Annotated in this window: 11 protein-coding genes; 3 read left to right on the forward strand and 8 right to left on the reverse strand. The window is 71.4% G+C overall.

Annotation, left to right across the window (positions count from 1 at the left end):
* Positions 1-43: 43 nt before the first annotated feature.
* The gene (locus F3087_RS04855) at positions 44-838 is read left to right on the forward strand and encodes an RDD family protein (RefSeq protein ID WP_150400505.1); all 795 of its coding nucleotides are present in this window, start codon (positions 44-46) and stop codon (positions 836-838) included.
* Here the strand turns inward: F3087_RS04855 and add are convergent, their stop codons facing one another.
* From add to F3087_RS04885, 6 genes are all read right to left on the reverse strand, one after another.
* Entirely contained in the window at positions 839-1,855 is a 1,017-nt protein-coding gene (gene add, locus F3087_RS04860) for an adenosine deaminase (RefSeq protein WP_150400506.1), read from the reverse strand. It abuts the gene before it with no gap.
* Between the two features lie 20 nt (positions 1,856-1,875).
* On the reverse strand, positions 1,876-3,171 hold the full coding sequence (locus tag F3087_RS04865; protein ID WP_150400507.1) for a DUF58 domain-containing protein: 1,296 nt from the start codon (positions 3,169-3,171) through the stop codon (positions 1,876-1,878).
* 3 nt (positions 3,172-3,174) lie between these two features.
* Positions 3,175-4,164 carry an AAA family ATPase gene (locus tag F3087_RS04870; protein ID WP_150400508.1) on the reverse strand — a complete coding sequence of 330 codons (990 nt, stop codon included), beginning with the start codon at positions 4,162-4,164 and terminating at the stop codon, positions 3,175-3,177.
* Positions 4,165-4,222: 58 nt separating this feature from the next.
* Entirely contained in the window at positions 4,223-5,272 is a 1,050-nt protein-coding gene (locus F3087_RS04875; RefSeq protein WP_150400509.1) for a DUF4129 domain-containing protein, read from the reverse strand.
* Positions 5,269-6,066 (reverse strand): hypothetical protein, encoded by a 798-nt coding sequence (locus F3087_RS04880; protein WP_223884817.1) that lies wholly within the window; start codon positions 6,064-6,066, stop codon positions 5,269-5,271. The genes F3087_RS04875 and F3087_RS04880 overlap by 4 nt, the downstream gene beginning before the upstream one ends.
* An 84-nt stretch (positions 6,067-6,150) precedes the next feature.
* The gene (locus tag F3087_RS04885) at positions 6,151-6,693 is read right to left on the reverse strand and encodes a TetR/AcrR family transcriptional regulator (protein ID WP_150400510.1); all 543 of its coding nucleotides are present in this window, start codon (positions 6,691-6,693) and stop codon (positions 6,151-6,153) included.
* Positions 6,694-6,782: 89 nt separating this feature from the next.
* Between F3087_RS04885 and F3087_RS04890 the strand changes: the two genes are divergently transcribed.
* Positions 6,783-8,330: an MFS transporter gene (locus F3087_RS04890; protein ID WP_150400511.1), complete on the forward strand. Its 1,548-nt coding sequence runs from the start codon at positions 6,783-6,785 to the stop codon at positions 8,328-8,330.
* 52 nt (positions 8,331-8,382) lie between these two features.
* Here the strand turns inward: F3087_RS04890 and F3087_RS04895 are convergent, their stop codons facing one another.
* Together F3087_RS04895 and F3087_RS04900 are read right to left on the reverse strand one after the other, a co-directional pair.
* Positions 8,383-9,993, reverse strand: a complete 1,611-nt coding sequence (locus F3087_RS04895; RefSeq protein ID WP_150400922.1) for an adenylate/guanylate cyclase domain-containing protein — start codon at positions 9,991-9,993, stop codon at positions 8,383-8,385.
* A gap of 273 nt (positions 9,994-10,266) precedes the next feature.
* Positions 10,267-11,982, reverse strand: a complete 1,716-nt coding sequence (locus F3087_RS04900; protein ID WP_150400512.1) for a DUF4407 domain-containing protein — start codon at positions 11,980-11,982, stop codon at positions 10,267-10,269.
* Positions 11,983-12,175: 193 nt separating this feature from the next.
* On the opposite strand from F3087_RS04900, the gene F3087_RS04905 reads away from it, so the two are divergent.
* Positions 12,176-12,760 carry a chorismate mutase gene (locus F3087_RS04905; RefSeq protein ID WP_150400513.1) on the forward strand — a complete coding sequence of 195 codons (585 nt, stop codon included), beginning with the start codon at positions 12,176-12,178 and terminating at the stop codon, positions 12,758-12,760.
* The last annotated feature ends 398 nt before the right edge of the window (positions 12,761-13,158 follow it).

Here is a 13,158-nt window from a genome sequence, read left to right on the forward strand (position 1 = left end):
AGGCTTGCCTCCCACTACCGCCGGTCGGAAGAATGCTATCGACATGGCTGAATTCACCACTGGCGAAGCGGTCGCGCTAGAGCTGCCGATCGCCCGGATCCCCACCAGGGCCACCGCGTTCCTCGTCGACGTGGTGGTGCAGCTCATGCTGGCCACGGCGCTGTTCGTGCTGACCGTCAGCGTGCTGCTGCCCAGCGGGGCGGACACCGCCTGGCTGAACGTGGCCGTGCTGGTCACCATCGTCGGGGTGCTGGTCGGCTACCCGGTGATCTGCGAAACCGCTTCGCGCGGACGCACGTTGGGCAAGTTGCTGCTCGGGCTGCGGGTGGTGCGCGCGGACGGCGGCCCGATCGACTTCCGGCACGCGCTCACCCGCGGGCTGGCCGGCGCGATCGTCGACTTCTGGATGCTCGGCGCGTTCGGCGCGGTCGCGGTGCTCACCTCGATGTGCTCGCCGAACGCGCGCCGGGTCGGGGACGTGCTGGCCGGCACGGTGGTGGTGCACGCGCAGCGGTCGCTGCCCGCGCCGCTGCTCGCGGTCGCGCCGCCGTGGCTCGCGGGCTGGGCCGCGCCGCTGCCGCTGGCCATGCTGCCGGACGATCTGGCGCTCGCGGTGCGGCAGTATCTGAGCCGGTTCCGGACCCTCACGCCGGTGGTGCAGCACGAGCTGGGCAGCGCCCTGGTCGGCGCGGTGTGCGCGCGGCTGCAGGTGCCGCCGCCCAGCGGGTATCCGCCGTTGCAGGTGCTCGGCGCGGTGATCGCCGAGCGGCAGCGCCGGGCGCTGCCGCCGCCGATGTTCCCGGTGTTCGGACCGGTGCCGCTGCCGGTCGGGCGGTAGTTACCGGTTGGCCGCGACGTAGTCGTCGATCTCGCGCAGGAACGCGTCCAGCCGGCCCGGGGTGATCCACGACGCGCGGAACGAGTTCTTCGCCAGGGCCACCAGCTGATCGAGGTCGAGGCCGGCGTGCTCGGCGAGCGCGACGTAGTTGTCCGCCGCGTACGCGCCGAAGTAGGCGGGGTCGTCGCTGTTGATCGTCACGGTGAGCCCGCGGTCCAGCAGCGCGACGATCTCGTCGGACTTCATCAGGGTGGTGACGAACGAGTTCGAGACCGGACAGCAGGTGAGCCCGATGCCCCGGCCCTTGGCCAGCTCGACCAGCCGGTCGTCCTCGACGATGTTGGTGCCGTGGTCGAGCCGGTCGACGGCGATGTCCTCCAGGGCCTGCCGGATGTGCTCGATCGAGTCCTGCTGATCGATGTCGCAGTGCATGGTCAGCAGGAAGCCCTCGCGGCGGGCCCGGGCGAACACCGCGGCGAACTTGCTCGGCGGATTGCCGCGCTCGTCCGAGTCGAGCCCGACGCCGACGATCCAGTCGCGGTAGGGCAGCGCCTCGAGCAGGGTCGCCATCGCGTACTCGGCGGAGTAGTCGCGCAGGAAGCACAGGATCAGCTCGGCGGAGATGCCGAACTCGCGCCGGGCCCGCACGATCGCCGAGCGGTATCCGTCGATCACGGTGGCGAACGGGACGCCGCGGCCGGTGTGCGCCTGCGGATCGAAGAACATCTCGACGTGCCGGACGCCCTGGGCGTGCGCCTTGGTCAGGTAGTCGAAGGCCAGGTCGTGGAAGTCCGCGGGTTCCAGCAGCACCCGCATGGCGGGGTAGTAGACCTGGAGGAACGAGGTCAGGTCGTGGAACTGGTAGGTCTGCTTGACCTCGTCGACCGTCTTCTCCGGCAGTTCTATCCCGTTGCGCTGGGCCAGCTTGAACTTCAGCTCCGGCTCCAGCGTCCCTTCCAGGTGCAGATGCAACTCGGCCTTGGGCAGCCCACGGACAAACGCGGCGAGATCAGACATGGACTCCATGATGCTCCGCGCTACATCGTTCCGGACTGTTTGAGTTCCAGGTATTCGTCGGCGAGGGCTTCGGGCAGATGGTCAGGAGAAGCGGCGACCACCGCGATTCCCCTGCGCCGCAGCGACTCCTGCACCAGCGCGCGCTCGGCGAGGATGGATTCGGCGGCGGCCGCGGGGTAGAGGTCGGCGCGGGTCGCGCGGGTGGCGGCGGCCGCGGCGACGTCGGGGTCGGTGACCGAGACGATGAGCACGCGATGGCGCTGGGCGAGGGTCGGCAGCACCGGGAGCAGGTTCTCCTGCACCGCGGCGCCGTCCAGGCTGGTGAACCAGACGACCAGGCTGCGGCGGCGGGTGCGCTGGATGGCGGCGCGCACCAGGCCCGCGCTGTCGGTGTCGACCAGAGCCGGGGTGATCCCCGCCAGCGCGTGCATCAGCTTGAGCTGCAAGCCTTTTCCGCTGATCCCGCGCACCTCGGCGCGCGGCTCCCGGTCGTAGGCGAGCAGGTCGACCGAGTCACCCGCGGCGGCGGCCAGCCCGCCGAGCAGCAGCGCGGCCTCGATGCTCGCGTCCAGGCGGGTGCCGTCGCCGACCCGGCCCGCGCTGATCCGGCCGGTGTCCAGCAGCATCAGCATGTGCCGGTGCCGTTCCGGGCGCCAGGTGCGCACCAGCACGTCGGTGGCGCGGGCGGTGGCGCGCCAGTCGATGCCGCGCACGTCGTCGCCCGCGACGTACTCGCGGAACGAGTCGAATTCGTCGCCCTGCCCGCGCAGGTTGGCCACGTTGCGGCCCTCGAGTTGTTGCAGCCGTTTGACTTTCGAGCGCAGCAGGCGCTCGCTGCGGAACGCGGGCAGCGCGCGCACCCGGGCCGGCACGCTGCGGCGGGTCTGCCTGCCCGCCAGGCCGAGCGGGCCGATCAGCCGCACGGTCACCTGGCCGGCCACCCGGTCGCCGCGGTAGGTCGGGGCCAGCGTGGTGTGGAAGCGGACCAGCGTGGCCGGGGCCAGATCCAGTGTGTGCGTGCGGTTCCCGGTGCGGGCGCTGTCCGGCCAGTCGTCCCACACGGTGCCGCGCAGCGGGCGGGCGCCGTTGTTCACCGCGACCAGTTCCACCTCGGTGGAGCGGCCGAGCCGGACCGTGGTCAGCGGCGCCCTGGACAGCGCGAGGTCGCGGGCCCGGCCGACCGAGACGAGGTCGACGAGCAGCGCGGCGGCCAGCGCGCTGGTCGCGAGCAGCACGCCGAGCAGCGACGGAACGACGAAGGTGACCAGCAGCGCGAGCACGCCCGCCGCGGCGGCCAGCCGACCGGTGACGACCACGGACTACACCGGAACCGGGACCGAGAGCAGCAGCGACGACATGACACCCTCGGTGGTCACGCCGTCCAGCTCCGCCTCCGGCCGCAGTTGCAGCCGATGCCGCAGCACCGTCACGGCAAGGGCTTTGACGTCGTCGGGGGTGACGAACGCGCGCCCGTTCAGCCAGGCGAACGCGCGCGAAGCGGCCATCAGCGCGGTGGCGCCGCGGGTGGACGCGCCGTGCTGCACGGCGGGGGACATGCGAGTAGCGCGGCACACGTCGACCATGTAGGCCAGCACCTCGGGACTGATCGTCACCTTGGCGATCGCGGCCCGGCCGGCCAGGATGTGCGCGGGCCCGGCCACCGGCCGCAGCCCGGCCGCGGCCAGGTCGCGCGGATCGAAGCCGGCGGCGTGCCGTTGCAGGATGCGGAATTCGTCGTCGCGGCCGGGCAATTGGACGTCGACCTTGAACAGGAACCGGTCCAGCTGCGCCTCCGGCAGCGGATAGGTGCCCTCCTGCTCGATCGGGTTCTGGGTGGCGATCACCACGAACGGATCGGGCAGCGGCCGCGGCCGGCCGTCCACCGAAACCTGGCGCTCCTCCATGGATTCCAGCAGCGCCGACTGGGTTTTCGGGGGCGTGCGGTTGATTTCGTCGGCGAGCAGCAGGTTGGTGAAGACCGGGCCGTGCCGGAAGGTGAACTCGGCCGAGTGCGGATCGTAGATCTGCGAGCCGGTGACGTCGCCGGGCATCAGGTCCGGGGTGAACTGCACCCGGGCGTGGTCCAGTTCCAGCGCCGTCGCCAAGGCCCGCACCAGCAGCGTCTTCGCCACGCCGGGTACGCCTTCGAGCAGCACGTGCCCACGGCACAGCAGCGCGAGCACCAGGTACATGATCGCGGCGTCGTTGCCGACCACCGCCTTGCCGATCTCGGCGCGCAACGCCGCGAACGCCGCCGCCGCCTCCTCGGCGGTGGGGGTGTGGTTGGTGTCCTTGGTGGGGATGGTCATCCGACCTCCAGTGTCATGCGGGGGTTCCCGCGCCCCGTCGATGGGCAGCGTGCGTGTCTCATCCGACCTCCGCTTCGATCCAGTCGAGCTGGGTGGCCACGAGTTCCAGCGTTTCGGCGTCCGGCACCGGCCCGAACAGGGCGAGTCCGAGCTGGTTCGGATCCTGGCCGGTGCGCGCCGCCACGGCGGCGATCAGCCGGTCCGGCGGAGTGTCCGCGGTCATCCCGAGCGGCGGGCGGATCCGGCGCAGGGTCGCCGCGCGCAGCTTGTTCGCGACGTGCTCGTGGTCCTTCGAGCGCCGGTACAGCGCGGCCTGCCCGGCGAGCAGCTCGTTCGCCGCCACCTCGACCGGGCGTGGTTCGCGCACCAGTGCGCCGCGACGGCGCGCCCGCCACCACACCACCAGGGCGGCGGCGATCAGGAATTGCAGGCCACCGAAGAAGACGGGGGCGGGCAACCGGTCCCAGATGGCGTCGTCACCGGTGCCGAAGCCGGAACCGCCGGAGTCGCGCGGTGGTCTGGTGCGCGGGATATCCGGTGGCTGCTGCGGGGTCGGCGCGTTCGGCGCGCCGCAGGACTGGAGGGAGGCGTAGAGCAGGAGCAGCAGCACGGCCGCGCCCGCCACGGCGGCCCAGAACTTGGGGTTGCGCAACAGATCCGGCAGTGGCGGCAGTTTCCGGCGGGTGCGCGGTGTCTTCTCGGTGGCGGTGACTTCGGTCGGTTCGAGGACCGGCGGCGGCGCTGCCGCGGAGAACCGGTCGGCGTATTCGAGTCTGCGGTACTCGTCCTCGGTGGCGCGGCGGCCGCCGTAGACGACCTCGTCGAAACTGTTTGCCGCGGGCTGGAATTCGGTGACGGTCTCCGGCGGGAGGGCGGTCGTCACGTCGTCGGCGGTTTCGCGGGCGGTGCGGGACCGGCGCACCTCGAGCACGCCGCGCTGTTCCAGTCCGCGCAGCACGGCGCGGAAACGTTCGCGTAGCGCGCTGTCGAAATCGCGGTGCTGCGCGGCATTCTCGGCGGCCGCACGGTGGTCGGCGGCCGCACCGAGGCGCGGTGGGCTCGGCGGCGGGACCGGATTGTCCTGGGGCGCTTGGTCGTACTCGCTCATCGCACCGCCTGCCCGGGGACGTGAATATCCAATCCTTCACGGCGGCAGCGGCGGTCGACGTAGGACACCACCCGGGTCGAGGCCTCGACGACCTCGCCGAACGCCACCACCAGCAGCACGCCGCTGGTGAGCAGCACGATCACCGGCCACCGATGGGTGCCGGAGAAATCCGAGAGATACCAGGGAATCCCGAGCAGCGGCACGGCCAGCAGCACGAGCAGGCAGCGCTGCACGAACCACAGTCCGGCCGTCTGCCATTCCGCGCCGACCGCAAGCAGTTTCGACCGGGCGACGGCCGCCCGATGCGGGGCTCGCTCGACGAGCATGGCCGGGACCGCGACGAACCGCTTGGCCCGCAGCCAGCCGAGCCAGGCCACGCCGAACGGGAGGCTGATGATCAGCGGACTGGACAACGCGAGCACGCCGAACCCGACCAGGGTGTACAGGAGCTGGAAGATCAGCATCGGCCCGGCGGCACTGCCCGCCCGGCGCACGGCGGTGCGCGCGCCGATCGGCGCACCCGACACGCTGGCCAGCCCGATCGCGACGGTCGTGCCGCGCAGTACGAACCGCAGCAGCCACACGCAGACCATCGTCGACAGGATCGCCGCCCACCCGGTGGCGGAGTCGGCACCGTCGGTCAGCTCGGAGATCCCCGCGGTGATCGCGACGACCAGCAGCTCCGCGGCGACCAGCGCGGACCCGCTCGACCAGGCCAGCGCGCGCAGGTTCGCCTGGATCAGCGCGAACGGCACGTCCAGCAGTTCGCGGAAGGTCATCGGACGGATCGGCACCGTCGTTCCAGGGGACCCTGGTACCGGATCGTTCCCCGCCCCGACGGCACCGGCCGGGTCGGCGGCTGGTAGCACGGGCCGAGTCTAGTCCAGCAGTCGTGCCACGACCTGGCGGTAGCGCGCCGGGTCGATCTGCGGCAGACCGAGCAGGGCGCGCAGGTACACGCCGTCGCCGACCAGCCGGATGAGGTCGGCCCGCACGGGGTCCTCGACCTCCTTGTCCAGCCCGTCCGACCAGGAGTCCATCATCTCCATCAGCGCCTGCTGCACCTCGTCGACCTCGGTGTCGGCCGCGGCGTCGATGGTGCGCATGGTCGCCAGCATCGAGCGGTAGATCTCGAGTTCCACCGCGTCGGCGGCGTTGTCCGTGTTCGGCGTCTGCAGATACCAGCTCGCGACGGACTGGCCGCGTTCGAGGTGTTCGTCCAGTTGCTGGCCCGCGCGGTCGGTGAGCCGGCGGACCAGCCCGGCGAGCAACGCGTCCTTGCTCTTGAAGTGATAGAGCAGCCCGCCCTTGGAGACGCCGGCCTGCGCCGCGACGCTCTCCAGCGTCACGTGCGACATGCCCTTTTCCAGGAGCAGGGATTCGAGGGCGTCCAGGATTCGGTCGCGGGTGTTGGCCGTCACCAGCGGAACTATACCGGCTGGACGGTAATGTCTGATACTGTACCGTCCGGACGGTAAGAAGAGATATGCGACGGAAGTCGAGAAAGCCAATGACCACACACACCGCGAAGAACCCCCGGCTGACCGGGCCGAACGTCGAGACCCCACCCCGCGCCACCGCGCGCGACTGGGCTGGCCTCGCCGTGCTCGCGCTCGCGCTGCTGCTGCTGGCCGTGGACGCCACCGTGCTCGACCTGGCCGTGCCCGCGATCAGCGCGGATCTGGCGCCGACCACGCCGCAGCTGCTGTGGATCATCGACGTCTACTCGTTCGTGCTGGCCGGCCTGCTGGTGATGATGGGCAACCTCGGCGACCGGATCGGCCGGCGCAGGCTGCTGCTGATCGGCGCGGCCGGATTCGGCATCGCGTCGGTGATCGCGGCCTGGGCCGTCTCGCCGGAGATGCTGATCGGCGCGCGCGTGCTGCAGGGTGTCGCCGGTGCGACGCTGATGCCCGCGACGCTCGGCCTGATCCGGTCGATGTTCCTCGATCCACGCCAGCGCACCGTCGCCATCGCGGTGTGGAGCGCGATGGCCGGCGGCGGCGCGGCGGCCGGACCGCTGCTCGGCGGCTGGCTGCTCGAGCACTACTGGTGGGGCTCGGTGTTCCTGGTGAACCTGCCGGTCATGCTGGTGCTGATCGCCCTGGGCCCGTTCCTGGTGCCGGAATCGCGGGACCCGAACCCGGGTCGCTTCGATCTGCCGAGCGCCGGACTGTCGATGCTCGCGCTGGTGCCGATCGTGTACGCGATCAAGGAGTCGGCGGCGCACGGGCTCAGCCTGCCGCTGGCCGGGATCGGCGCGGTCGGTGTGGTGGCCGGCGTGGTGTTCGTGCGCAGGCAGCGCATCCTGGACGACCCGATGCTGGACCTGAAGTTGTTCGCGCTGCCCAGGTTCCGCACCGCGGTGATCACCAACCTGCTCGCGGTGTTCGCGCTGGCCGGTGTACTGTTCTTCGGCTCGCAGTACCTGCAGCTGGTGCTCGGTCACTCGCCGATGGAAGCCGGACTGCTGTTGCTGCCGGGTCTGGCGGCCAGCGTGCTCGCGTCGCTCGCCGCGGCGTGGCTGGTGCAGCGGATCCGGCCGGGCGCCGTGCTCGGCAGCGCGCTGACCGTCGCCGCGTTCGGTTCCGCGCTGTTCTTCTGGCTCGGGCCGGATGCCGCGGGCAGCACCACGCCGTTCATCCTCGGGTTCCTCTTCATCGGCGCGGGTGTCGGTGTGGCGCTGACGGTTTCGTCGGATCTGGTGGTCAGCTCGGCGCCGGTCGAGCGGGCCGGCGCGGCCGCGGCGGTGTCGGAGACCGCCTACGAGACCGGCATCGCGCTGGGCGTGGCCATCCTCGGCAGCGTGGTCATGGCGATCTTCCGCAACGGGCTCGACCTGACCCACGTGCCCGGCGACCAGGTGGGCGTCGCGTCGGAATCCCTCGGCGCGGCAACCGGATTCGCGCGGCAGCTGCCGGAGGCGGTATCGGGTGAGTTCCTCACCTCGGTGCACACGGCGTTCGTCTCCGGCATCCACTTCGCCGCGATCGGCACGGCCTCGATCCTGCTGATCGCCGCGGTGGTGGCGTTCCGGTTGCGCACGGCGCGTCCGTAATACCGGTTGATTCGTACCCCGCTCCGCATCGTCGGAGCGGGGTACGTCTGCTTCAGGTGGAAAGCCCGTCGCTGTGCTGGCCGCCCGGGCGGCGGTCGCGATCGGCGCGCGGTCCGGTGCGGCGCGGGCGGGCGAGCTGGGTGGGGGTGAGGCGGCCGCGCAGGGTAACGGATTCGCCGAGCTGCCAGTGCTCGGTTTCGGTGGCAGCCGCGGCGGCGATGGTGTTCGCGGAGGCGAGCAGCAGGTCGTCCTGCTTGGCGAGTTCGCACAGCCGGGCGGCCTCGTTGACCGCGTCGCCGATGACGGTGAACTCGTAGCGCTGCCGGGCGCCGACATTGCCCGCGACCACCCGGCCCGCGGCGACGCCGATCGCGGCGATGAAGTCGTTGGCGGTGGTGTCGAGCCGCCGCCGGATCGCGCGGGCGCAGGCCAGCGCCGCGCCGGGGGCGTCGGACAGGGCGGCGGGCGTGCCGAATACGGCCAGCGCGGCATCGCCCTCGAACTTGTTGAGCAGCCCGCCGTGCGCCTCGACCTCGTCGACCACGATGTCGAAGAACCGGTTCAGGATGGCCACCATCTCGGCGGCGGGCACCGTCGCGGCCATCGTGGTCGAGCCGACGATGTCGACGAACAGCGCCGCCGCCTCGGTCTCCACGCCGCCGAGCGACGGGTTGCCGGCCAGCGCCGCGTCGGCGACATCGCGGCCGACGTGCTTGCCGAACAGATCGCGGATCTGTTCGCGCTCGCGCAGCCCCTCCACCATGTGGTTGAAACCGCTTTGCAGCTCACCGAGTTCGGTGCCGTCGTACACGGTGATGTTCACCCGCAGGTCGCCGTCCTCCACCTGGCGCAGCGCGCGGCGCACGCCGCGGATCGGCGCGATGGTCGCGGCCACCGTCTGCATCATCAGCAGCAGGCCGAACACCAGCGTGGCGCCGCCCAGCGACAGCACGCACACCGCGAGCCGGGCCGTGCTCACCGACGAGTCGACCAGCGCCCACACCGCGACGATCATCGACAGCGCCACCGGCACGCCCGCGCCGAGCATCCAGGCGATCAGCGAACGGATGAACACGCCCATCCCGCGCCTGCGCCGCGACGGCGCGGCGTCGAGCACCCGCGCGGTCACCGCCCGCAGCGCGAATTCGGCGATCAGATAGCTGTTGGCGCACACCACGACGGCGCTGAACCCGATGCCGAGCAGGATCTTCGGAATGAGCGCGGGCTCGACCACGCCGTAGAGCGGGGTCAGCACCGCCGCACCGGCCAGCCACAGCACCGCCTGCCGCAGGACCAGTCGGCGCGGCACCGCGGCGGCGGCGATCTGCTCGGCCTCGTTCGGCACCTGATTCGGATCGGTCGCCCAGCGCAACGCGCGCAGCCCGCTGACCGTGCCCCACCACATGCCGATCAGCAGCGCCAGCGCCGAGTACGCCGGCGTCGCGATCACGTTGAGCAGCAGCAGTTCCCTGGTGAACACCGAGGGCCCGGGCAGCACGAACCCGATCAGCGCGAAGGTGACCGCCATCCCGGCCAGGTTCGCGGCCACCAGCGGCACGGTGAGCAGCAGCTGCACCCGCAGCCGGCGCATCCCCGACGATTCGTCCACCGGTCCGAGCAGCCGTGACCCGAAGGCGGCTGTCGAAACGTCACTGTGGGCCATGGGAGGAAAGCCTAGGCCGGACCACCCGCGAAGAGCCGGACCAGACGTCCAGGATCGGCCGAGCGCCTCGACGATCGGCCGGGTGCGCAGGTCGGCCCGGGCGCAGAACCGCTCCGCCGGCCCGGCCGGTCGCGCCCGATCGACGGGCCGGCGGCGCTGGGCGAGTTCGTGGCGGATCGGGCAGCGCGGTAGGGCGACGGCACCGCCGTGCGTCGCCGACATCGTGCGGGCCCGGTTCGCTCGAACGCGTCGCATGGCCCCCACGGTAGGCACTCAGCGCCCGCGCGGCAGTTCCCGCTGGTCGCGGCCGGAAAGCCCGGACTGCCGACGGCCGCTGAGCTCGTCCTGCCGGGCGGCGGGCAGGCCGTAGGACTGGTCGTCGCCGGAGCCGTCCGGGAGCGCCGAGTAGCGCGGGTCCTGCTGCCCGTAGTCCGCGTCGACCACGGTGGCCGCGAGGTGCTGGGCGCGCAGGGCCTCCGGCGAGCCCGGTGCCAGCTGATACCCGGCCGGCGCGTGCGAGTCCTGGGTGTCGATGGTGACCTTGCGGGTGCGCTTGAGCGTGAAGGTGATCTCCTCGACCTCTTCGAACGCCTGCCTGGCCGTGCGCAGCGGGTGGGTGGCGTTGTCGATCGCGTTGGCCACGAACGACGGGACCAGCGGGCGGATCAGCCGCGCCGCGGTGTCGGTGAACGGCACCGTGCCGATCAGCGGGAGTTCCAGCCCGCCACCGGTCTTGGGCAGCCGGGCGGGCACGCCGGTGCTCGGCGCGAGGGCGCGCGCGGAGACCGGCGCGGGTAGGTTCGGGAATCCTTCGGCAGACACGGAGCTGTCCTTTCGGTCGTCAGCCGGTGCGGCTGGTAGTTCGGGGCGGCGCGGCGGTTCGCTGATGCCGATCTCCAGCCCGCCGATGGCCGCGACGATGCGGGTGCGCTGCCGTTCCCGGTCGATGGCGGCGTCCGCCTCGATCGCGAGGCGGGCCGCGGTGAGTTCCTGCTCGGCGCGCAGCGCCTCGGCCTCGGCCCGCGTCTCGGCCCGTTTGATCGCGATCGCGGCGTCTGCCGCGTGCTCGGCCCGGTCCTGCACATCCAGGAACGCGGTGCGCCGGTCGAACGAGGTCTGCCCGCGCCACCAGCGCAGCAGCAGCGGCAGCAGGGCGAGGGCGATCAACGCGACGATGGTCAGGATGCGCAGCGGCATGGCCCCGCCGTGCCGGGTGGTGTAGTCGTTCATCGCCTGCCAGCGCGCGCCGAGGCCGCGGTCGGCGGTGCCGAAGGCGGCCGATTCGGCTGCGGTGACGGCCTTTTCGTCGTCGGCGATGCGCTGATCCAGCGGCTCGACCCGGCCCTGCGCCGTGGCCAGCTGCTTGCGCGCGTCGTCGAGCATGTCCGTGGCGATCTGGGCTTCCGGTCCGCGCCCGGGCACCCGGGTGATCGGCAACTGCGCGCACTCCGGGTTCGGGCTGAGCTCGCAGCGGGCGATCAGCAGTGAACGGTCGACCTCGGCCTGCGCCTTGGCAATCGTCTGATCCAGCGTGCTCCGGTCGGCCCGCGCCTGGTCCAGCGCGGCGCGCGCGGTGACCACCTGGGGTGCCGAAGCGACTGAGCGCTGGGCTCTTTCGTCCAGGGTCCGGTCGACGCTGCCGCCGAAGACGACGATCGCGGCCAGCTCGGCGATCAGGCCGCCGGCCAGCACCGCGAGGGCGAGGCGGCCCAGCAGGCCGAGCCGGTCGGGTCCGCCGCCGGGTCGCGCGGTCGCCAGCGCCCGCGCGATCGCGCCCGCGAGCACCGCGACGAGCAGCGCCACCAGGATGATCGCGAGCACCGCCCAGGTGCCGGTCGAGGCCAGCGCGAACACGGTGATCAGGCCGGACACGACCGCGAACAGCAGCACCGCCGCGCCGGTGACGGCATAGCTGGTGTGTTCGTGGCGGTAGGCGACTTCGCTGTGCTGACCCCCGCCGAGCCAGGTGAACAAGCCGGTGAGGGTCATGGGAACTCACATCCTCTTGGTCCCAGGGGATTTCGCGGGCTCAACCGTCACGGTTTCGTGGTCACAGCGTGACAGGACTGTCCCCGACACACCGAGTGGCATCGGACGTATGTGGCCAGGCTCACTTTGCCCGGGTTCGCCTACTCTGACTCGATGATCCGTTTCCGCGCGCACCATCTCGGGAGGTCAGCCCATGCGGTTCGTCACGCTGATGATCATGTCGGCGGCACTGATCGTGTCGCCGGTTAGCGCGAACGCGGATCCGGGCGGCGACCGCGGATCGCTGGACCGCCTGGTCGCGCTGGTGCTCGAGCGCCTGGACACCGGCGACGCGGTGGCCGCGGCGAAGTGGGCGAGCGCCGCGCCGACCGGCGCCGAGCCCACCATCGACGACCCGGCCAGGGAGGCCGTGGTCTACGACTCGATGGCCCGGCTGGGCGCGGAGCTCGACCTGCCGGAAGGCTGGGTGCGGCAGGTGTTCGCCGCGCAGATCGAGTCCAACAAGATCGTGCAGCGCGGCCTGATCACCCGCTGGCGGTTCGACCCGGCCGCCGCGCCCGGTTCGGCCCCGGATCTGGCCTCGGTGCGCCCGGTGATCGACCGGGTGAACGTCGGGATCGTCGACCAACTCGCCGCGCGGCGCGCCGAACTGAGCGCGCCGGATTGCGCGGAAAGATTGGCTTACAGCGTCTTCGAGGTATTCGGCGCGGGCAATACCGACGCGCTGCATCAGGCCGCGCTGGTGCGTGCCGCAGCGGCACTGTGTGCGCCGCGTTGAACGCTGCGCGGCCCGCGCAGAACGGTTCTTAGGACGCCCTGAACCCCTTTTTAAGCGCCGACTTCAGGGCCATGAGTTCGGCCGGTCGGCGAATATTCGGCGAAAAGGCCACCGGCCCGCAATAAGTCGCGTCTATTACCGCCTGACGGCGTATAGGTTTCGGTTACCAAAATGTGTCGAATACCACTCCGCCGTGTTAGCTGCATGTGTGCTGAAAGCCACAGCGGGCAAAAGAATCCGGACGGTCGGATCCCGTCGCGGGCTCGTCAGGACCCTGTCGGAAATCTCTCATCCACCCCGCTTTCGAGTTAGCCGCCGCGGAGTGGTTTGCCGGGTGCGAAGCGAGGGAAATCATCTTCGATGCAGGTGAGAGCGGTTTCCTGACCTATTTGCGAGGT

Source organism: Nocardia colli (genome assembly GCF_008704205.1).
Lineage (GTDB): Bacteria > Actinomycetota > Actinomycetes > Mycobacteriales > Mycobacteriaceae > Nocardia > Nocardia colli.

Bases quoted from the DNA above. Each gene is read 5' to 3' on its own strand.
- F3087_RS04855 (WP_150400505.1), top strand. From the start codon at position 44: ATGGCTGAATTCACCACTGGCGAAGCGGTCGCGCTAGAGCTGCCGATC.
- add (WP_150400506.1), bottom strand. From the start codon at position 1,855: ATGTCTGATCTCGCCGCGTTTGTCCGTGGGCTGCCCAAGGCCGAGTTG.
- F3087_RS04870 (WP_150400508.1), bottom strand. From the start codon at position 4,164: ATGACCATCCCCACCAAGGACACCAACCACACCCCCACCGCCGAGGAG.
- F3087_RS04875 (WP_150400509.1), bottom strand. From the start codon at position 5,272: ATGAGCGAGTACGACCAAGCGCCCCAGGACAATCCGGTCCCGCCGCCG.
- F3087_RS04890 (WP_150400511.1), top strand. From the start codon at position 6,783: ATGACCACACACACCGCGAAGAACCCCCGGCTGACCGGGCCGAACGTC.
- F3087_RS04895 (WP_150400922.1), bottom strand. From the start codon at position 9,993: ATGGCCCACAGTGACGTTTCGACAGCCGCCTTCGGGTCACGGCTGCTC.
- F3087_RS04900 (WP_150400512.1), bottom strand. From the start codon at position 11,982: ATGACCCTCACCGGCTTGTTCACCTGGCTCGGCGGGGGTCAGCACAGC.
- F3087_RS04905 (WP_150400513.1), top strand. From the start codon at position 12,176: ATGCGGTTCGTCACGCTGATGATCATGTCGGCGGCACTGATCGTGTCG.